This is a genomic window from Achromobacter sp. RTa, from assembly GCF_000757485.1.
In the GTDB taxonomy this organism is placed as follows: domain Bacteria; phylum Pseudomonadota; class Gammaproteobacteria; order Burkholderiales; family Burkholderiaceae_B; genus Achromobacter.
In genome coordinates, this window is record NZ_JPYO01000042.1 from 124197 (window position 1) to 143356 (window position 19160).

Here is a 19160-nt window from a genome sequence, read left to right on the forward strand (position 1 = left end):
TCGCAGCCGCAGGCCCAGCTTCTCGATGCGCGCCAGCAGCACAGACGGGCGGCCCACCAGGATGGGACGGGCCAGGCCTTCGTCGACCACCACCTGCACGGCGCGCAGCACGCGCTCATCCTCGCCTTCCGCGAACACGATGCGGGCCTTGCCGCCCTCGCGCACGATGCGCTTGGCCGCCGAGAACAGCGGCTTCATGAACGCGCCCGAGTGGTACACGAACTGCTGCAGCTGCTCTTCGTAGGCTTCCAGGTCCGCCAGCGGACGCGTCGCCACCCCGCCTTCCATCGCCGCCTTGGCCACCGCCGGCGCAATGCGCACGATCAGGCGCGGGTCGAACGGCTTGGGAATCAGGTAGTCCGGGCCGAAGGAAATGTCGTACGTGCCATAGGCCGCCGCCACCACTTCGTTCTGCTCTTCCTCGGCCAGCTCGGCAATCGCATAGACCGCCGCCTTCTCCATCTCGCGGGTGATCGTCGTGGCCCCCACGTCCAGCGCGCCGCGGAAAATGTACGGAAAGCACAGCACGTTGTTGACCTGGTTCGGATAGTCCGAACGGCCCGTGGCCATCACCACGTCGTCGCGCACCTCGTGCGCCACCTCCGGCAGGATCTCCGGCGTGGGGTTGGCCAGCGCCAGGATCAGCGGGCGCGGGCCCATCGCCGCAACCATCTCCGGCTTGAGCACGCCCCCGGCCGACAGGCCCAGGAATACGTCGGCGTCCTGGATCACCTCGGCCAGCTTGCGCGCATCCGTCTTCTGCGCAAAGCGCGCCTTGTCCGGATCCATCAGCGCCGTGCGGCCCTCGTAGACCACGCCTTCGATGTCGGTGACCCAGACGTTCTCCAGCGGCAGCCCCAGGTCCACCATCAGGTCCAGGCAGGCCAGCGCGGCCGCGCCGGCGCCCGAAGTCACCACCTTGACCTTCTTGATGTCCTTGCCCACCACCTTCAGGCCATTGATGAACGCCGCCGACACCGTAATGGCCGTGCCGTGCTGGTCATCGTGGAAGACCGGGATCTTCATGCGGTCGCGCAGCTTGCGCTCGACGATAAAGCATTCCGGCGCCTTGATGTCCTCCAGGTTGATGCCCCCGAAGGTGGCCTCCAGCCCCGCGATGATCTCCACCAGCTTGTCCGGGTCGGTTTCGTTGATTTCGATGTCGAAGACGTCCAGGCCGGCGAACTTCTTGAACAGCACCGCCTTGCCTTCCATCACCGGCTTGGAGGCCAGCGCGCCGATGTTGCCCAGGCCCAGCACCGCCGTGCCGTTGGTGATTACCCCCACCAGGTTGCCCCGCCCGGTGTAGCGGAACACATTGGTCGGATCGGCCACGATCTCTTCACAGGCCGCCGCCACGCCCGGCGAGTACGCCAGCGCCAGGTCGCGCTGGCTGACCAGCGGCTTGGACGCCATGACGGAGATTTTTCCCGGGGTGGGGAATTCGTGATAGTCCAATGCCGCCTGGCGGTCCGACAGGTTATTCATGGGGCGATGCCTCCTAGTCTCGATGTCGGAAAATTCTAGGCCCCAAGACATAAGAAGATCATTCGGATTTAATATTGTTCCATTACCTTTACCTTATATATTGTCTATGACCGCCTTTGATCCGGACTCCGTCATCCGGAAACTCACATCGCGGCTGAAGATGCGCCACCTGATGCTGCTGCTGCAGATCGAGCAGCACGGATCCCTGACCCGGGTGGCCGAACACATGGCCACCAGCCAGCCCGCCGTCACTAACGCGCTGGCGGAACTGGAAAACATGTTCGGCGTGCCGCTCTTCGAGCGTTCGGTAAGGGGCATGACGCCCACCCCGCTGGGCGCGGTGGTGCTGACCAGGGCCCGCGCCCTGGTCCACGACCTGGGGCACCTGGTCCAGGAAATGGAGGCGGTGGCGGCCGGCCATGCCGCCCACCTGCACATCGGCGTCATTCCATTCGTCTCGGGGCAGATGCTGTCGTCCGCCATCAGCCGCACGCGGCCAGCAGGCCGCCCGGTCACCGCCACCATCCACGAAGGCCAGGGCCCCGCCCTGCTGCGCCAGCTGCGCGACCACACTCTGGACATGGTCGTGGGCTGGGCGACCCCTTCCGTGGACATGACGAACATCGCCTTCGAGGTGCTTTACCGCCAGCCGCCGCGGCTGATCGCCAGCCGCCGCCTCGCCGCGCGCCTTGGCCGGTCGCGCCTGGAATGGAACCGGCTGGCCGACCTGGACTGGATCCTGGGCACGCCGGGCAGCCCGATCCGCGAGCAGGTGGCCGACATTTTCCTGCGCGCGGGCCTGACGCCGCCACCGCCATCGGTGCAGAGCGACTCATCCAAGCTGATCGGCGAGATGATTGTGGCGAGCGACCGCGCGGTCACCATCCTGCCGGCCGACATCGCCGACGAACTGGTGCGCATCGCCGGCGCGGCCATCGTGCCGTATTCGTTCGACTGGACCTTGCCGCCGATCTCGCTGTTCACCCGCTCCGACGGACTGCGCCGCAACGTGGACGCCCAATTCGCGGCGGCGCTGCGCGAGTCCTACACGAAAGGAATTCGTCCTCCGGCGTAGGCGCCCGGCGGCAAATTGCCAAGAAATGCAAAAGCGCTACCAGCGCGGCCGCCCGCCCTCCTATACTTGCCGCGCCAAGCATCACGCAGGAGGGCACGCAGCTTGTCGTTCACATTTCCGCCTATCGCCGCCCGCCGCGGCGCGGCAGTCCTTACCGGCCTGGCCGTGCTGGCGGCGCTGTCCGGATGCAATTCCATGCTGAGCGAGGGCACGGGCGCCGCGGCCGGCATCGCCGGCACCGCCATCGCCAACCAGGTCACGGACAACGCCACGGTGGCCACCGGCATCGGCCTGGGCGTGCAGGCCGGCGCGAAGGCCGCGCTGGCCTACGCGCAGCGCAAGACCCGCGGCGAGGAGCAGGATGCGATCGCCATGGCCGCGGGCCCGCTGGCAGTGGGGAAAGTCGCCAACTGGCAGGTCAAACACCAGCTTCCCATCGAAAGCGACGCGCAGGGCCAGGTTACCGTCAGCCGCCTGATCGGCGGCGTGGGACTGGAATGCAAGGAAGTGGTCTTCTCCATCGACACCCCCGCCGACAAGGCTGATGCCCCGCCGGTCCGCGAGTTCTACGTCACCACCGTATGCCGGGACGGCGGCCAATGGCGCTGGGCCAGCGCGGAGCCGGCCACCGCGCGCTGGGGATCCCTGCAGTGATGCGCGCGGCATGCCTGCTGGCGGCGGCCGCCAGCCTGGGACTGGCCGGATGCCAAAGCTCCACCATCGGAGGCGCGACGGGCGCCGTCGTGGGCACCGTCAGCGGCGCCGCCACCGCCAACCCGGTGGCAGGCTACGCCATCGGCGTCACAGTGCAGGCGGCGGTGGACGCCACCGTGAAATACGTGCTGCGCGAGTGGAAGAACGACCAGCAGAACGTCATGGCCAACGCGGCCGGCGAATTGCCCATCGGCCAGGTCCGGCAATGGGAGATCCGCCACTCGCTGCCCGTGGGCAACGAGCGTGGCGGCATCCAGGTGGTGCGCGACATCGATACGCCGCTGACCCGTTGCCGCGAAGTGCTGTTCACCGTCGAACAGGACGACGCCCCGGCGCCCGCCTACGCCAGCCTGATCTGCCGGCAGCCTGGCGGCCAATGGAAATGGGCAGCGGCCGAGCCTTCGGTCGCGCGCTGGAACGGGCTGCAATAGCTTGATCGGGGCGGGCGCCGCGGGCGATACTGGCCGCAAGCCCATACGCCCCCCTTCCCTCATGAACCCAGGCCAGTTCGTCATGCACCGCAGCGCGCTCGCCGGCGTGCAGGCCGTGGCCGCGCACAGCCGCCTCGCCTTCGCGCGGCACACGCATGAGCAATTCGGCATCGGCGTCATGCGCCGGGGCGCCCAGGTATCCCATAGCGGCCGCGGCCAGGTCGAGGCCGGCCCCGGGCACGTCATCACAGTGAACCCGGGCGAAGTCCATGATGGCGCCCCGATAGGCGATGGCGTGCGCGCCTGGCAGATGCTGTACCTGGACCCGGGCGTGGTCGCTCAGGCCGCCGACGATCTGCGCGCCGACGGACGCGGCTATGAATTCGAACACCCCGCCCAGGACCGCCCCGCGCTGGCCCGCGACGTGCTGGCCCTTTACGCGCAGGCAACGGCCGGCGCCGCGCCCCTGGCCTGCGATGCCCTGCTGCTGCGCATTCTTGCGCAGGCGGGCCTGCCGTCCGCGGCAGCCCGGGGCCGGGAAACGCGCGCGGTCCCCGACGCAATCCGCCATGCCCGCGGCCTGATCGACGACGACCCGGCCGCGGCCCTGTCCCTGGCCGACCTGGCCGCGGCCAGCGGCCTGAGCCGCTACCAGGTGCTGAGGGCGTTCGCGCGCGCCACAGGGCTCACGCCGCACGCCTACCAGACACAACGCCGGCTGCTGCTGGCGCGCAACCTGATCCGCCAGGGGACGTCCCTGGCCGACGCCGCGGCGGCCGGCGGCTTCTCCGACCAAAGCCACATGACCCGGCTTTTCGTGCGCGCCTATGGCGTCTCCCCCGGACGCTACGCGCTGGCCGCGCGCTGATCCCGCAATTTCATTCAAGACGGGGCGCCCGCCCGCCGCCTACGCTGCGCTTTTTCGCTGACAGGGCGCGGACGGAATCATGAACAGCCGGATACGGGGCTATTGCTGCCTGGCAGCCGCCATGGTGCTGGTAGGCAGCACGGTGGTCGCCAGCAAGATCATCGGAACGGGCCTGCCGCCCTTCACCGCGACCGCCTTGCGGTTCGCCGTCGCCCTGCCTTGCTTCGGCTTGCTGATGGCGCTGAGCGGCGCGCGGCTGCCGCGGCTGGGCGGGCACGACTGGCTGCTGCTCGCGGCGCAGGCGATTGCCGGCAGCGTGGGCTACACCGCGCTCCTGATCGCCGGACTGCAACGCGCCTCGGCCGTCGATGGCGGCATCATCCTGGGTACCCTGCCCCTGGTATCGGCCGGAATCGCCATCCTGCTGCTGGGCGAACGTCCGGGCAAGGCGACGCTGGCCGCCATCGCCGCGGCCGGTTTCGGCGTCTGGCTCATGACGCGCCATTCCGCCGGCACGGCGGGCGGGTCCTCGCTCGCGGGCAATGCGCTGATCCTGGGCGCGGTGCTGTGCGAGGGCCTGTTCATCCTGCTGAACAAACGGCTGCGCGTGCCGGTCGCGCCGCTGGCGCTGTCGACCCTCATGGCGGCTTTCGGCCTTGCCTTCTCGGCGCTGGCCAGCATCGCGGAAACGCCATGGACGCTGTCCTTTTCCGTCCCCGCCCTGGCGGCCACGGTCTACTACGCGCTGGTGCCCACGGTGGGCGGATTCCTGCTCTGGTATGCGGGCTCGGCCCGCGTCAAGGGCGCGGAGGCCGCGCTCTTCACGGCCCTGGCCCCGGTATCCGCGGTGGCTCTTGCCGCCGGCCTGCTCGGCGAGCCTCTGGCGGCGCAGCAGCTGGCCGGCATGGCCTGCGTGCTGGCCGCCGTTGCGATCCAGGGATCGGCCCGGGCCAGGGCCTGTTCACACTGAATCGAGCCTTGCACAGGCCCTAGCCGCGGCTGAAGGCCAGCGCGAATTCCTCGGAGAAAATCTCGCCCAGCGCGCGCCGCAGCGCGGCCGCCCGCTCGGCGCCATAGGCTGACTCGAAGCGGCGCTGCGCCTCTTTCCAGAGGCGCCGGGATTCCGCCAGCTTGGCCCATCCCGTCTCGGTCAGCGCCACGCGGCGGCTGCGGCCGTCCAGCGGATCGCGCGAGGTCCGCACATAGCCATCGCGCTCCAGCGGTTTGAGATTGTGGGCAAGCGCGGAGCGGTCCAGCACCATGGCCCGCGCCAGGTCCGTCATCGAAGGCGAGCCTGCCCGCGCGATATGCATAAGGATGGAATGCTGGGATACCTTCAGGCCGCAGGGCGCCAGCACCGAGTCATACAGCTGCGACACCCGCCGGGTCGCCTTGCGCAGCGCCGCGCCGTTGCAGACCAGCGGATCCGGGGCATTGAACGGGGCGGCAGCGGGGGACGTGTCGTCTGGCATGACAGGCGCGGGAAAAAAGGAGCGGGGACCTGCAAGGACTCAACGCTACCGCCGCGCGGCGTCCGCGTCTAGGGTGCGCGCCCCGTCCCCTTGGACACGGGCGCGTCGCGCAGGGCGTACTCCACGAGTTCGGCCGCGTAGGCGGGCAGGGTTTCGCGCACGCACAGCACCAGGTCGCGCGACGCCCAGCCGTCGGCCAGCGCCACCCGTCGCACGCCGGCCGCGCGCCCGCAGCGCACCGCTGCCACCCGCGGAACGATGGCGATGCCCACGCCCTGCCCCACCATCCTGCACACCGCATCGAAACTGCGCAGCCTCACGCGGTACGACAGCGCCTTGCCGCCGCGCCGCGCATGGTGGGCGATATGCTCCTGCAAGGCGCTGCCTTCCACCAGCCCTACGAATTCCTGGTCCGCCACGTCGGCCAGACCGACCTCCTGGCTCCCGGCCAGGGGGTGATCCGCCGGCACGATGAGCGTCAGGGGATCGTGCCGGAACGTGACCGTGCGCAGGCCGTGCAGGTCGGCGGAGTCCGCCAGCACACCGATATCGCAGGCCCCGGCGCGCAGCGCATCGGCGATCTCGTGGCTCAGCCGCTCTTCGAGATCGACGGATACGCGGGGATGGTCCTTGAGGAACGCGCCCAGGACCGGCGGCAGGTATTCGCTCAGCGCGGCCGTGTTGCAAAGCACCCGCACATGGCCCTTCAGCCCCTGGCCGTAGTGGTCCAGTTCCCCCCGCATGCGGTCCATCTGCGCCAGCCCCACCCGCGCGTGATGCCCCAGGGTGCGGCCCGCCGGCGTGGGTTCGACGCCGCGCGGGCCGCGCAGCAGCAAGGGCACACCCAGTGTGTCCTCCATGCCGCGGACGCGCTCGCTGGCCGAAGCCAGCGTCATGTGGGAACGCCGGGCCCCGGCCGTAATGGAGCCCGTTTCCTGTACGTTGAGAAAGAGCCGCAGGTCGGTGAGGTCGAATCGCATGCAAAAAGCGTAGCATGCAAGACTCAGGCCCTGCCATAGGCCAGCTACGCGAGATCCCGATTCGCAGCCCGGCTGGCGGGGATGACAATGAAGGCCTGTCCATCCATTGCTCGGGGAAATACATGAAAACCTGGAAGATTCAGCGCGCCGCGGCCCGATGGCCCTGGATCGCCCTGCTTGCCCTGGCGCTGCACGCCTCAGGCGCGGCCGAAGCCGATGGCGGCCTCGGCCCCGCGATCACTCCCGCGCAGCAGTATTCGCTGGCGCTGGAGGCCCAGACCCTGGGCGACTATGCCGGCATGGCGCAATGGCTGCGCGCCGCGGCCCTCGGCGGCCACGCGCCGGCCCAGCGCATGCTGGGCATGGCGCTCATCGGCGGCCCGGCGCTCTATGGCTCCGCCGTGCCCGCCGATCTGTGCGAAGGCCGCCTATGGCTGCTGCGCGCCGCGCGCCAGGAGGCCGCCGGCGTCGCCGACATCGCGTACGCCTTGTTCGGCCGCCCCCGCGGCGACGCATTGACCTCCTCGTGCGAGGCCTCATGAATCCCTTCGACCTGCTGCCCGGCGGCACCCCCGCACTGCTCGCCGCCACCGCATCCGTGTTCATCCTCGCCGGCGTGGTGAAGGGCGTGGTGGGGCTGGGGCTGCCCACCATTTCCATGGCCATGCTGGCGTTGCTGATGGCGCCGGCACAGGCCGCCGCCTTGCTCATCGTGCCTTCCCTCGTCACCAATCTGTGGCAGACACGCCCCTGGCCCGCGCTGCCGGCGGTCCTGCGCCGCATTGCCGGCATGCAGGCGGGAATCTGCGCCGGCACCATCTCCGGGGCGCTGTGGCTGGGCGCGCCTTCCGGCCAATGGGCCGGCGTCTGCCTGGGGCTGGCGCTGGTGGCCTATGCCGCCTGGGGCCTGTTCGGATCGCCGCTCAAGGCGCCCGGCCGCCACGAAGGCTGGCTGGGCGCCACGGTCGGCGCCGTCACCGGCGTGATTACCGCGGCCACCGGCGTGTTCGTGATTCCGGCCGTGCCCTATCTCCAGGCGCTGGACCTGGACAAGGACAGCCTTATACAGGCCATGGGGATTTCATTCACGGTGTCCACCGTGGCGCTGGCCGTGGGGCTTTGGCTCAATGGCGGCTACACGCCCGCGGCGGCGGGGGCCTCCCTCCTGATGCTGCTGCCCGCGCTGGCCGGCATGGCCCTGGGCCAGTGGCTGCGGGCCAGGCTTTCCGCGCGGACCTTCAAGCTGTGCTTCATGATCAGCCTGGCGCTCCTGGGCGCGTACCAGGCCGCGCGCGGCCTCGGCGCCTAGCTCGCCCCGGCGCGCCCGGCGCCCTCAGGCGGCCAGCCTTCTTTCGTCCGCGAAACCGATGGACACGGACATCTCCCGCCAACGCGCCAGTTCCTGCTGCACCGACTGGATCTTGGCGCGCGCCTGGTCGAAGGCGTCGCGGCCCAGGAACAGATGCAGGGGCGCGTACTGCGCCTGGGCCGAATTGATCAGCGCCTGCGCCATCTTGGCGGGGTCGCCGCCCGGCTGGCGGCCATGCGCGCCGCGAGCCTCGCGCATCCGGCCCGGATACACGAGCGACACGCGGACGCCGTGGGGCGCGGCCTCCGCCGCCAACGCCTCGGTCAGACCGCTGACGGCGAACTTCGTGGCGCTGTAGGCGCCCCAGCCCTCGCAGCCGCCGTCGAAGCCGAGGATCGACGATATGTTGAACACATGCCCGCCGCGCTGTTCCCGCATGCGGGGAAGCACGGCGCGGATCACGTTCAGCACCCCGAACACATTGACGTCGAAATTGCCGCGCAGGTCGGCGTCCGACAAGCTGTCCAGCGCGCCCTGCAGGCCGTAACCCGCGTTATTGACGACCACGTCCAATCCGCCGAACGCGGCGACGGTGGCATCCACTGCGCGCCGGACGTTGCGCTCGTCAGCCAGGTCCACCGTCAGCGGCAGGAAACTGCCTTCCAGCTTGGCGCCCACGGCGTCGAGCAGCGCATCGCCATCGCGGGACGTCGCGGCCACCTTGTGCCCCTGGTCCAGCAGCATCTTCACCAGGATCAGGCCCAGTCCCGCCGACGCGCCCGTCACCAACCAGATTTTCTCGGTATTCATGCGATTCCCTTCCCTTGCTTGCCATGCCGGCCACATGCCCGCATGTCTGTCGAAACGGGGCATCCGGCAAGCGCGCGGAGATCCCCGATTCCGTGTAGGGATGGTAAGAATCGCGAGCCGGCGCGTACAGGCTCGTTCTTGCGTGAAATCTGCCTATTCCTGCGCCGATGCGATCCGGCGCGTTCAGCCCAGCGCGCTGCGGTAGTGCTCGCTATCGAAGCGCGGCGCGGTTCCCGCATCCGCCGCGGCGGGTTCGGCGGCCGGCTCGACGGGCGCCGCGACACCGAAAAGGGAAAGTTCCGCGCTGACCAATGCAAGTATTAAATTCGCCATGACGACTCCTTGAGTATTGCGTCCGGACCGGCGCGGATGCCGCCGGTCTTATAGAGGACCTAGCCGCCATGGTGCGGGCCATGACGCGGCGCGTCCATTTGCTTTACTCAATGGCGGCGATTGAGCGGATGCAAGCCGCGGAGAGCAGCCCGGCCTTGTCAGCGCGCGAAGCGCCGCCGCTGGCCGGTCTGCCGGACCGCCGCCACCAGCGCCTGTGCGGCGGGCTCGGCGGAACGCGCGTAGGCGTAGAAGCGCGCTGGCGGCAGCCCGGGCATTCCGTCGTGCGCGGACAAGGCCCGCAAGCCGTCGCGCAATTGGCTGCGCGCCACCGGAGCGACGGCAAAGCCCGCCTGCGCGGCCGCCAGGCAACCCGCCATGCTGGCGCTCTCGAACACGGGCCGCCATGCGCGCCCCGCCTGCGCGAGCGCCGCGATCGCCGCTTCACGGTAGACGCAGGGTTCGGGAAATACCGCCAGCGGCACTTGCGGCACTTGCCGCCACGGCTTGTCATCGCCCCATGCCCACACCAGCTCTTCTTCCCAGAGCAGTTCGCCATCGTCCGGCACGCGGGCGCATTGCTTGCCGAACACCACGTCCAGCTTGCCGCGCGCCTGGTGCCGCAGCAGATCCGCGGTGATGCCCACCTTCAATTCGATGGACGCTGCGGGATGCGTCCGGTGAAACGCCTGCAGCACCTCGGCCAGCCAGGCGCCGGCGAAGTCCTCGGACGAGCCGACACGAAGCCGGCCCTTGAGCCGAGCGCCGCTCAGCCGGGCGCGCGCCTCTCTTTCCAGCTCGACGATATTGCGCGCATAGGTGTAGAGCGTCTCGCCAGCGGAGGTCAGTTCGAAGCTGCGCGTCGTGCGGTCGAGCAGCGTGGCGCCCGCCGCGGACTCCAGCCGCTTGATGTGCCCGCTGACGGCCGAGGGTGTCAGGGCCAGCCTGTCCGCGGCCAGCGCGAATCCGCCGCAGTCGATAACCTCCAGGAAGGTGCGCAGCAGCGTCAGGTCCAGGACGGCGCCCGCGGGGTCATTCGAAGCATCCATATGTGCCGCCCATCTATTAACGATTCAATGATAATAATAGTTTATTCTTCATGAATCATGAAATTTGGCAAGACTATCCTGACGGCATCCGACCCTGAAGGAATCCGCATGACATCGCCCCGCCGCTTTCTCGTCCAGACACCCTTGCTGGAGATCGCCTGCCTGGAATGGAACCCCGAAGGACTGCGCACCGCAGTGCTCGCGCATGGCTGGCCCGACAGCCCGGAGTCCTGGCGCGCCGTGGCCGAACGCCTGGCGCTGGACGGCTACCGGGTGCTATGTCCCGCCCTGCGCGGCTTCGGAGCCACGCGCTTTCGCCACGCCCACACTCCGCGCAGCGGCGAACTCGCCGCGCTGGGTCGGGACCTGCTCGACTTCGTCGCCGCCCTCTCCCTGCATCGCCCCTTGCTGGTGGGCCACGATTGGGGCGCGCGCGCCGCGGCCAACGCCTGTGGCCTGCAACCCGGCGTGGCGTCGCATCTTGCGCTGCTGTCCGTCGGCTATGGCACCAACGACCCGCGCCAGGCCCTGCCGTTGCCCCAGGCGCGCAATTACTGGTATCACTGGTTCATGGCGACCCCGCGGGGCGCCGACGCGCTGCGGGACGACCGCCGCGCGTTCACCCGCTACATGTGGGACACCTGGTCGCCCGCCGGCTGGTACGAGGAGGCGCAATTCGAGGAGGCGGCGCGCGCCTTCGACAATCCCGACTGGGCGGAAGTGGTGCTGCATTCCTACCGCCATCGCTGGGGCCTGGCCGACGGCGACCCGGCATACGCCGAAGACGCGGCCCGCCTCTTGCCCGCGCCGGTGCTGACGGTGCCCACCCTCGTGCTGCACGGCGGCGCCGACACCTGCAACCAGCCGGCCACATCCGAAGGCAAGCAAGCCTGGTTCAGCGGCGGCTATGAGCGGCGGGTGCTGGACCGCGTAGGCCATTTTCCCCAGCGCGAAGCGCCGCATACCGTAGCGGACGCCATCCTGAAGTTCTGCGGGCCGGCCAGCGCTTGAGCCCGCCGGCCGCGGCTGCCTCGCGGCCGGGCAGCCGCGGCGGGAATGACGGATAATCCGTCTGTTTCCCGCCGCCGCGTTGGCAGGGGGTTTTTCGGCGGACGCTGCGCGCCCGCCTGCATTCGGAGTCAGCTATGTATCGCGGCATTGAGGCGATCGAACACTTCATGGAATCCATCGGCCTGGCCTGGAGCCCCGGCGCGACCGAACGCGCCGAGCTGAAGGTCAGCTACCGCATCGGCAATACCCGCCCCCTCGGCATCGACCGCACGCTTGTGGAATTCCACTGCGACCCCAAGCGGGCCAAGGTCTGGGTGCCGGAGTTCTCGCGCACCAGCTTCCACCAATGGTTCGAAGTGCCCTACCAGGATTTCGAATTCACGCCCGGCGGCTCGATGCTGAAGATCAAGGCCGCCGCGCGCGGCAACGCCCCTCCCTACAGCGTCGGCATCAAGCCGCTGGCCTGATGGGCGCTGCCGCCGGTCCGGTAGCCCATCGACGCAGGAGGAAGAGGCGGCCACCCTCTATTTGCCCAGGGTGTAGCCGCCGTCGATATTCACCACCGCCCCGGTCATGAACAGAAATGGCGGCTTGGACAGCGCGATGATCGCACCGGCGATCTCCTCGGTGCTGGCCATGCGGTTCATCGGGTGCATGGCGGCCAACGCCTGCTCGTCGAGCTCGCCGGCCTCGATGGAGCGCTGGATCATCGGCGTCCTGACGTAGCCCGGCGCGACGGCGATGACACGGATGCCGTCGTCGGCCCACTCCAGCGCCATCGAGCGGGTCAGCGTCGCCACGCCGGCCTTGGACACTGCGTAATGCGCGCGTCCCTTGGCCATCACCATGCCGGCGACCGAGGCGATGTTCACCACCACGCCGCGGCGGGCTTTGAGCTGCGGGTAGAGGGCGTGCATGCAGTAGAACGTGCCGCTCAGGTTCACCGCCAACACGGCATCCCATTCCGCGGGCTTCTTCTCGGCGGTCGGCCCGCGGTCGCCCGCAATGCCGGCCGCGTTGACCAGCAGGTCGACGCCGTCGAGTTGGCCGGCCGCGGCAGCCACGGCCGCATAGTCGGTGATATCGACGGCCACGTCGCCGCCCTGGCCCGCGCTGCGGTCCCACACGACGACGTTCCAGCCGTCGGCGCGCAACTGTCGCGCGCACTCTTCGCCGATGCCGCTGGCGCCGCCGGTCACGACGGCCGTCCTGGACAATTGGTTCATGGTTGCTCCTTTTTCATGGTTTCGTTGGACGTCCGCTCAAGCGGACGCCGGGCGCCGGTTGCGCACGCAGAGGACAGCCAGCGCCGCACTGAGCAGCGTCGCCGCGGCGAAGACCTGGGCGGCCAGCTCCCACTCCCCGCCCGTGGCCTGCATGACCCAGCCGGTCAGCGTCGGGCCGAAGAATCCTCCCAGCGAACCGATCGTCGTGACCAGAGCCAGCGGGCCGGCATTGGCCCCAATGTAGTTCTGGATCGATGCGTTCAGCGGACCGTAGTAAGCAATGGTGTAACCCGTGATGACCGAAACCACGGCCAGGAAGGCTGCCAGCGAGGACACTGCGGCGCCGTGCAGCAGGAAGAAGCCGAGGCTGCCGATCAGGCAGATGCCCGCCAGATGCCAGCGAATGTCGTGCATGCGCTCGCTGCTGCGGCCGATCAGGTAGCTGAACGCCAGGGCCACGATGTTGGGAATCATCAGGGCCGTGCCGATTTCCAGCGGCGTGATGTGATACTGGTTCTTCAAAATGGTGGGCAGGAAGTAGGCCAGCGCGAAGGTCGCGGCGTAGGCGGCGAGCAGCACCATCAGCAGCCCCCAGAGCATGGGCTGGCGGAACACCCGAAATCCCTCGGTCCACGAAGCCTTGTCAGCGGGCCGTTCGCCCGCTTCGCTGCGCATGACGGCCTGTAGGGCCGCGCGCTGGCGCTCGTTCAGCCAGCCGGCGTCGTTCGGCGTAGCGGGCAGGTAGCGCAGCACCAACAGGCCGACGAACACGGTGGGCAGGCCTTCCAGCAGGAACAGCCAGCGCCAGCCCGGCATGCCGAACTCGATGCGCAACAGCGCCCCCGCGAGCGGGCCGCCGAAGATCGAGGCCAGGGGAATGGCCATGATGAAGATGGCGTTGATCCGGCTGCGGAAGCGCGGCGGGATCCACGACGCGATATAGAAGTTGATGGCCGGAATGAAGCCGCCTTCGGCCACCCCCAGCAGGAAGCGCAGTACGTAGAACGACTTCTCCCCATGCATGGTGGCCATCAGGCAGGAAATGATGCCCCAGCTCAGGAAGATGAAGGCTAGCCAACGGCGCACGCCGAAGCGCTGCAGCGCGAGGTTCGCTGGCACGCAGACGCCCGCGTAGCCGAAAAAGAACAGGCCCGCGCCGAAGCCGTACGCGGCCAGGGATATGCCCAGATCGGCGCCCATCTGCAGCTGTGCGTAGCTGATGTTGGTGCGATCCAGGAAGTTGAGCACATAGCCCGCAAACAGCATGGGCAGCACTCGTCTGCGGAAGAGGGCAACCGCTTGCCCCGCCTCCTCCAATTGTTGGTTTTGAACCATTTTGTTGTCTCCTTGCCCTCGAATGTTTTTGTATGCAGGCCCCGCTTATCGTTCGTCGATCACGCGGTTGCGCAAAACGCCGATGCCGTCGACTTCCACTTCGCAGACGTCGCCCGGCTTCATCCAGACCTGCGGATTGCGCGCCAGGCCAACGCCCGACGGCGTGCCGGTGATGATGATGTCGCCAGGCTGCAGCGCCATGGCCTCGGAACAAACCGATACCAGCGTGGCAACGTCGAAAATCATGTCCTTGGTGTTCGCGTCCTGCATGAGCTCGCCGTTCAAGCGGCACTGGATGCGCAGGCCCTTGGCGCCGGCGGGCAGTTCATCTGCGGTCACGAACTCGGGACCGAAGGACCCGCTGGCGTCGAAGTTCTTGCCCAGGGTCCATTGGTTGGTACGCAACTGGTAGTCCCGGACGGAGCCATCGTTGAACAGGCTGTAGCCCGCCACGTGCTCCAGCGCGCTTTCCTTCGGAATGTAGCGGCCGCCCTTGCCGATCACCGCCACGAGCTCGGCCTCGTAGTCGAATTGCGCCGAGACGCGGGGCCGCGCCAGCGGCTCATCATGGGCGACCCAGGACGAGGGATAGCGCTGGAACACCACCGGGTGCTTCGGCGGCTCGAAGTTGCTTTCCGCCGCATGATCCACATAGTTGAGCCCGATGGCGAATGCCTTGGCCGGATGCCGCACCGGAGGCAGATGGCGGATGCCGTCCAGCGCCATCACGTGGCGGGCCTGCTTTGCGGCGTCGCGCGCGGCCCGCATGCCGGCCTCGCCCTGCCGCAGCAATTCATCCAGGGTGTCCGGCAGGCCAGCTGCGGTCAGGTCGACGAGGTTCTTGTCGTCGATGCGGGCGCCCAGCGCGCAGCCGCCGTTCTTGCGGGTAAATGCGATCAGTCTCAAGATGGTCTCCTTCAGGCCTCGGCCTGCTCGTAATTGATGAAGAATTCAGGCGGCACCGACGGCCCCCAGACATACAGGGAATCCTCTGGCGGATGATCGGCCGAGCGCCATTGGATGTCGGCGGGAACGAAGTCGATGTCGAACGAATACTCGGCGTAGCTGCCCCAGGGGTCTTGCGCGTAGTAGAAATAGTTCGAGCCCAGCACATGGCGGCCCACGCCCCAGCCGTCGGGGTAGCCCGCCATGCGCATCTGTTCGCTGCCGCGGCCGACCTCGTCGATACTTCCCACGTCCCAGCTGGAGTGGTGCAGGCCGGCGTGGGAGGATTTGGCGAAAGCTACGAGATGATGGTCGGAACCGTGCACGCCGTGCAGAAAGGCCACGACGTCGCCAGACCGGTCCGACAGGCGCATCCCCAGGACCTCTTCGCAAAAGCGCACCATGCGCAGCACGTCGGGGCTGAAGAACAGCACGTGAGACAGGCGCCGCGGACGCACCTGCCGGGCTTGGCTGCGGCAAGGAGCCGCGCCCTGTCCCGGCTGGCGCCGCGGCTCGGGCGTGGGCCGGGATTGCTCGTCGGGCGATACTTTGGGGCTGGCCAGCAGCTGCAGCGCCGTGCCGTCGGGATTGCGCAGCCACAGCCCCTGGCCATCCGACAAGGGGTGAGGATCCGCGGCGATGCCCAGACGAGCGATGCGCTCGCGCATGGCCGGCACGTCCTGTTCGTAAATGCCCAGGCTCAGGTATTCCAACCGTTTACCGGCCTCACGTGTGTGAATGGACGCCCAGCGGTGCCGATGGCCCGCGGCGTACAGGTCAAGGCGTTCGCCCTCCTGGCGCACGTCAAGACCGAAGGCCAGGTAGAAACGCCGGGCCTCGTCCAGATCCGGAACGGAGAAAACGAATCGGTGGACCGAGTGCACGCCGGCGGCGGCCTCGTGCCGAGAAAGCGGAGCTGACATGGCGGCGGTCTCCTGGTTCAGCGGGCGAGCCCGCCGGTGACCTGTCGGATCAGGGAAGGGCCTGGCCAGGCGTCGCCGCGCCAGGCGACGTGCTGGTCCGGGCGGATGAGCGTCAGGCGGGTGGGGTACAGGCTGGCGACGCCGCCCTCGCGCGGCCGGATGACTGTCAAGGGCAGCCCGCAAGCCCGGGCGTCGGCAATGGCGGCCTCGACTTCACCGGCGGGCGCTGAAGCCGACGCCAGCAAGGTAAAGCCCGGACCGAAGCTGTCATACAGGGAGCTGCCGTCGTGCAGCCAGGCGTGCGGCGCCAGCGCCCCTGGACGCGAAGAGGGTACGTAGTTGATGAAGTCGCTGGCAGGCGCCGGGCTGCCGTCGGGCACGATCACCGGCGAATCGTCGTAGCGGTATCCCAGCACGACGCCCAGCGTGGCGAACTCGCGCATCTTGACCGCCTGAATCCGCGCGCCGATTTCACGGCGGGCCTGCTCCCCGGCCGCGCCGGCGGCCTCGACGTCGTTCACCAGCGAGCCGCTACCCAGGGAAGAATGGTTGGCGACCGCCTCGTCGAGCACCCATTGGTGGACAGGCCGGCGTTCGGTTTCGTAACTGTCGAGCAGCTCCGGGCCGCCCCATCCCTGCAAGGTAGCCGCCAGCTTCCAGCCCAGATCGACGCTATCAGCCACGCCCATGTTCATGCCGTAGCCGCCGAACGGCGGGTGCAGGTGGCAGGCGTCGCCGACGAGAAACACCCTGTCCTTCCGATAGCGGTTGCCCAGCAGCTTGCTGGCGACCCATTGGTCGCTGCTCAGGATTTCGTAGGGTAGATCGATGCCGGTGGACTGGGCGATCAGCGCCCGGGCGTCGATGTCGCTGGCGCGTTGGTCCGGATCGACGTGCATCGGCATGAAGAACCAGGCGTCGCCCCGGTCCATCGGGCCGATGAGGCTGGAGGCCTCGCGGTTGATCTGCCAGTACATGATGGCGGGGCCATGCCCGTGGGACTGGGCCAACCCCGGAGCGCGGAACACGATGTTGTAGTTGTGCGAGAGGCCGTACTGCCCCTCCATGCTCGTGCCGATCAGGTCCCGCACCAGGCTGCGCGCGCCGTCGGCGCCGATGAGGTAGTCGGCCAGCAACTCGGCCTCCTGGCCGTTCTCCAGGTTCCTGAGGCGGACCCGGACTTGCCCGCCGTCCTGCTCGAAGCCAAGCAGCTCGGTGCGGAAGCGGATCTCCACGCCCGGCAGCGACTCCGCGTGCTCCTTAAGCACGCTTTCAACGGTGTATTGGGGAATCCACTGGGCGTGTTCGGAATAGAGCGGATTGCGCCCCGGCGCACAGTACATGGCATTCTCGTGCCGAGCCAGCTCGATGCCAGACAGGCGGGTGCAGAACACCACGTTCGAGGGGTAGTCCGCGCCCAGCGGCGAGGCCGCCCGCAGGCGGTCCGCGATGCCCCAGCGCCGCAGGTGCTCGCGGGTGCGGACATTGGTAGTCTTGGCCCGCGGGGCATATCCGACCCGGTCATTGCGCTCCACCAACAGGCAGGAAACTCCCCTGTGCCCAAGTTCGATGGCGCTCGACAGGCCGGCCGGCCCCGCGCCCACGATCAATACCTGCGGCGATTTCTTTCGGTCCACCTTCCCCTTCCTCCATGTCCAGGCTTGGGCGCTATCGTAGGATTTGGCTTCTGATCCAGAAAGATGGCAATATTGTTTGACTGATATCAAAAATGATTCACTTCAATTCATGAAACTCAATACCTTGCGAGATTTCGTCGCCGTGGCGGAGCGCAATGGCGTGAGGGCGGCGGCGCGACATTTGGGATTGCCGCAGCCGGCGGTATCGCGCAGCATCCACGAACTGGAAAAGGAACTGGGTGTCACGCTCTTCGAGCGGCACGCCAAAGGCGTACGACTCACGCCCATGGGAGAGGTTTTCCTGCGCCGGGCCACTGCCGTCGGCAACGAACTCCAGCGGGCCAAGGACGAAATCGAACAATTGCGTGGCGCCACCCACGGCCGCGTGACGCTGAGCATGTCGACGGCGCCTCACCTGGGCCTGCTGCCCGAGGTGCTGCGGGAGTTCCGCAGGCGCTACCCCGAAGTGCGCCTGGAAATCATCGACGCCGTGTATCCGCTGGTCGAGGCCTCGCTGCTGGACGGGACGGCGGATGTCTATGTCGGCCCGGTGCCGATGGACGTGCCCGGCGAACTGCAGGTGGAAAAGCTGTTCGACAATACCCGCGTGATCCTGGGACGCAAGGGCCATCCGCTGGCACATGCGACTTCGCTGCGAGATCTGGTCGATGCGGAATGGATCACGACATCGATCACCCACAAGGCCGAAGAGGAACTGGGCCCCCTGTTCTCCAAGCATGGCCTGCCCGCGCCCAAGCTGGTGATGCGGGCCCAATCGGCACTGACGTTCCTGACGGCGCTGTCGAGTTCCGACCTGCTGATGATGCTGCCGGTTCAGTGGCTGCGCGCGCCGCTCCTGAAAGAGACATTCCAGGAGGTCAAAGTGAAGGAGCCCTTGCCTGCCCCGCCCGTCTGCATCGTGCAGCGCACGGGTTTTCCCCTAACGCCCGCCGCCGACTTTTTCTGCCTGCTGCTACGGCGCGCCGCAGCGCATATCTGAACGCGGCCCTGGCGCCGGTCACAGCTGCTTGTACATGATCGTGGTCCCGTCCAGCTTGCCCGCATCGCGCGGGTCGCGGCTGAACCCCGGGATCACGCCGACGGTCCGGTAGCCCATCGACGCATATAGCGGCTCCGCGCTGTCTCCGGTGCGCGTGTCCAGCGTAATCAGGCTGCGCCCCTGGCGCGCCGCCATGGCCTCGGCCTCTCTAAGCAGCGCGCGCGCGATGCCGCGGCGGCGGAAAGCCGGGTGCACCAGCAGCTTGCGCACCTCGGCGCGATGCGGCTGGTTGGGCGGCGTATCGCAATCCAGCTGCACCGACCCGGCGATCCGCCCATCCTGGCGGACCACCCACAGCATCAGCATGCCGCCCCCGACGGCCGGCAACACCTTGTCGCGCCAGAAGGCCTGCGCATCCGCCGGCTCATAGGGCAGGACGAAGCTGACGCTGGCGCCGTCCTGCACGCAGGCATGCAGCAGGCCGGCCAGGTCCGCCAACATGGCGCCGGCGCCATCGGCCGACAGGAGGGTCACTTCATAACTCGGTTGGGACATGG

General features: G+C 68.2%; 22 protein-coding genes. 10 read left to right on the forward strand and 12 right to left on the reverse strand.

Going from position 1 to position 19160, the window contains the following annotated elements; all coding sequences use genetic code 11:
• Nucleotides 1-1488, reverse strand: a 1488-nt coding sequence (locus JL37_RS18255) for a phosphate acyltransferase (RefSeq protein WP_043546986.1), incomplete at its 3' end; no start/stop codon positions are given.
• Nucleotides 1489-1594: 106 nt separating this feature from the next.
• On the opposite strand from JL37_RS18255, the gene JL37_RS18260 reads away from it, so the two are divergent.
• From JL37_RS18260 to JL37_RS18280, 5 genes are all read left to right on the forward strand, one after another.
• Nucleotides 1595-2563, forward strand: coding sequence for a LysR substrate-binding domain-containing protein (locus tag JL37_RS18260; RefSeq protein WP_043546000.1), 969 nt, complete (start codon nt 1595-1597; stop codon nt 2561-2563).
• A gap of 102 nt (nt 2564-2665) precedes the next feature.
• Nucleotides 2666-3217 carry a hypothetical protein gene (locus JL37_RS18265; RefSeq protein ID WP_081955111.1) on the forward strand — a complete coding sequence of 184 codons (552 nt, stop codon included), beginning with the start codon at nt 2666-2668 and terminating at the stop codon, nt 3215-3217.
• Nucleotides 3217-3708, forward strand: a complete 492-nt coding sequence (locus JL37_RS18270) for a hypothetical protein (protein ID WP_043546989.1) — start codon at nt 3217-3219, stop codon at nt 3706-3708. Before JL37_RS18265 ends, JL37_RS18270 begins: the two co-directional genes overlap by 1 nt.
• Before the next feature lie 61 nt (nt 3709-3769).
• On the forward strand, nt 3770-4576 hold the full coding sequence (locus JL37_RS18275; protein ID WP_043546990.1) for an AraC family transcriptional regulator: 807 nt from the start codon (nt 3770-3772) through the stop codon (nt 4574-4576).
• A 79-nt stretch (nt 4577-4655) separates the two neighbouring features.
• Nucleotides 4656-5546 (forward strand): DMT family transporter, encoded by an 891-nt coding sequence (locus JL37_RS18280; RefSeq protein ID WP_043546001.1) that lies wholly within the window; start codon nt 4656-4658, stop codon nt 5544-5546.
• A gap of 19 nt (nt 5547-5565) precedes the next feature.
• On the opposite strand, the gene JL37_RS18285 is transcribed toward JL37_RS18280, so the two are convergent.
• Both JL37_RS18285 and JL37_RS18290 read right to left on the reverse strand, forming a co-directional pair.
• Nucleotides 5566-6048, reverse strand: coding sequence for a MarR family winged helix-turn-helix transcriptional regulator (locus tag JL37_RS18285; protein ID WP_043546002.1), 483 nt, complete (start codon nt 6046-6048; stop codon nt 5566-5568).
• A 68-nt stretch (nt 6049-6116) separates the two neighbouring features.
• Entirely contained in the window at nt 6117-7028 is a 912-nt protein-coding gene (locus JL37_RS18290; RefSeq protein ID WP_043546003.1) for a LysR substrate-binding domain-containing protein, read from the reverse strand.
• A 122-nt stretch (nt 7029-7150) separates the two neighbouring features.
• Here JL37_RS18290 and JL37_RS18295 point away from each other — a divergent pair, with 122 nt between their 5' ends.
• On the forward strand, nt 7151-7570 hold the full coding sequence (locus JL37_RS18295) for a hypothetical protein (protein ID WP_081955112.1): 420 nt from the start codon (nt 7151-7153) through the stop codon (nt 7568-7570).
• Nucleotides 7567-8337 (forward strand): sulfite exporter TauE/SafE family protein, encoded by a 771-nt coding sequence (locus tag JL37_RS18300; protein ID WP_043546004.1) that lies wholly within the window; start codon nt 7567-7569, stop codon nt 8335-8337. Before JL37_RS18295 ends, JL37_RS18300 begins: the two co-directional genes overlap by 4 nt.
• Before the next feature lie 24 nt (nt 8338-8361).
• Here the strand turns inward: JL37_RS18300 and JL37_RS18305 are convergent, their stop codons facing one another.
• The 3 genes from JL37_RS18305 to JL37_RS18310 all read right to left on the reverse strand — a co-directional run bounded on the left by JL37_RS18305 (nt 8362) and on the right by JL37_RS18310 (nt 10526).
• On the reverse strand, nt 8362-9147 hold the full coding sequence (locus tag JL37_RS18305) for an SDR family NAD(P)-dependent oxidoreductase (RefSeq protein WP_043546005.1): 786 nt from the start codon (nt 9145-9147) through the stop codon (nt 8362-8364).
• A 183-nt stretch (nt 9148-9330) separates the two neighbouring features.
• A complete protein-coding gene (locus tag JL37_RS30730; protein ID WP_197064629.1) occupies nt 9331-9480 on the reverse strand; it encodes a hypothetical protein in 150 nt (49 codons plus the stop codon).
• 158 nt (nt 9481-9638) lie between these two features.
• Complete coding sequence (locus tag JL37_RS18310; RefSeq protein ID WP_052097351.1) at nt 9639-10526, reverse strand: LysR family transcriptional regulator; 888 nt, start codon at nt 10524-10526, stop codon at nt 9639-9641.
• A gap of 108 nt (nt 10527-10634) precedes the next feature.
• Between JL37_RS18310 and JL37_RS18315 the strand changes: the two genes are divergently transcribed.
• Together JL37_RS18315 and JL37_RS18320 are read left to right on the forward strand one after the other, a co-directional pair.
• Complete coding sequence (locus JL37_RS18315) at nt 10635-11537, forward strand: alpha/beta fold hydrolase (protein WP_043546007.1); 903 nt, start codon at nt 10635-10637, stop codon at nt 11535-11537.
• A 134-nt stretch (nt 11538-11671) separates the two neighbouring features.
• Complete coding sequence (locus JL37_RS18320; RefSeq protein WP_043546008.1) at nt 11672-12004, forward strand: hypothetical protein; 333 nt, start codon at nt 11672-11674, stop codon at nt 12002-12004.
• Nucleotides 12005-12061: 57 nt separating this feature from the next.
• Here JL37_RS18320 and JL37_RS18325 read toward each other — a convergent pair whose 3' ends face one another.
• Genes JL37_RS18325 through JL37_RS18345 form a run of 5 tightly spaced genes read right to left on the reverse strand, consistent with a single transcriptional unit; the run spans nt 12062 to nt 17603 of the window.
• Nucleotides 12062-12763: an SDR family NAD(P)-dependent oxidoreductase gene (locus JL37_RS18325; protein ID WP_043546009.1), complete on the reverse strand. Its 702-nt coding sequence runs from the start codon at nt 12761-12763 to the stop codon at nt 12062-12064.
• Nucleotides 12764-12799: 36 nt separating this feature from the next.
• A complete protein-coding gene (locus JL37_RS18330; RefSeq protein WP_081955113.1) occupies nt 12800-14098 on the reverse strand; it encodes an MFS transporter in 1299 nt (432 codons plus the stop codon).
• Nucleotides 14099-14143: 45 nt separating this feature from the next.
• Nucleotides 14144-15004 (reverse strand): fumarylacetoacetate hydrolase family protein, encoded by an 861-nt coding sequence (locus tag JL37_RS18335; RefSeq protein WP_043546010.1) that lies wholly within the window; start codon nt 15002-15004, stop codon nt 14144-14146.
• A gap of 11 nt (nt 15005-15015) precedes the next feature.
• Nucleotides 15016-15966, reverse strand: a complete 951-nt coding sequence (locus tag JL37_RS18340) for a VOC family protein (protein WP_043546011.1) — start codon at nt 15964-15966, stop codon at nt 15016-15018.
• Nucleotides 15967-15983: 17 nt separating this feature from the next.
• Entirely contained in the window at nt 15984-17603 is a 1620-nt protein-coding gene (locus tag JL37_RS18345; RefSeq protein WP_043546012.1) for an FAD-dependent monooxygenase, read from the reverse strand.
• A 109-nt stretch (nt 17604-17712) separates the two neighbouring features.
• Here JL37_RS18345 and JL37_RS18350 point away from each other — a divergent pair, with 109 nt between their 5' ends.
• Nucleotides 17713-18603, forward strand: coding sequence for a LysR substrate-binding domain-containing protein (locus JL37_RS18350; RefSeq protein ID WP_043546013.1), 891 nt, complete (start codon nt 17713-17715; stop codon nt 18601-18603).
• Nucleotides 18604-18621: 18 nt separating this feature from the next.
• On the opposite strand, the gene JL37_RS18355 is transcribed toward JL37_RS18350, so the two are convergent.
• A complete protein-coding gene (locus JL37_RS18355; protein WP_043546014.1) occupies nt 18622-19158 on the reverse strand; it encodes a GNAT family N-acetyltransferase in 537 nt (178 codons plus the stop codon).
• Nucleotides 19159-19160 lie beyond the last annotated feature (2 nt).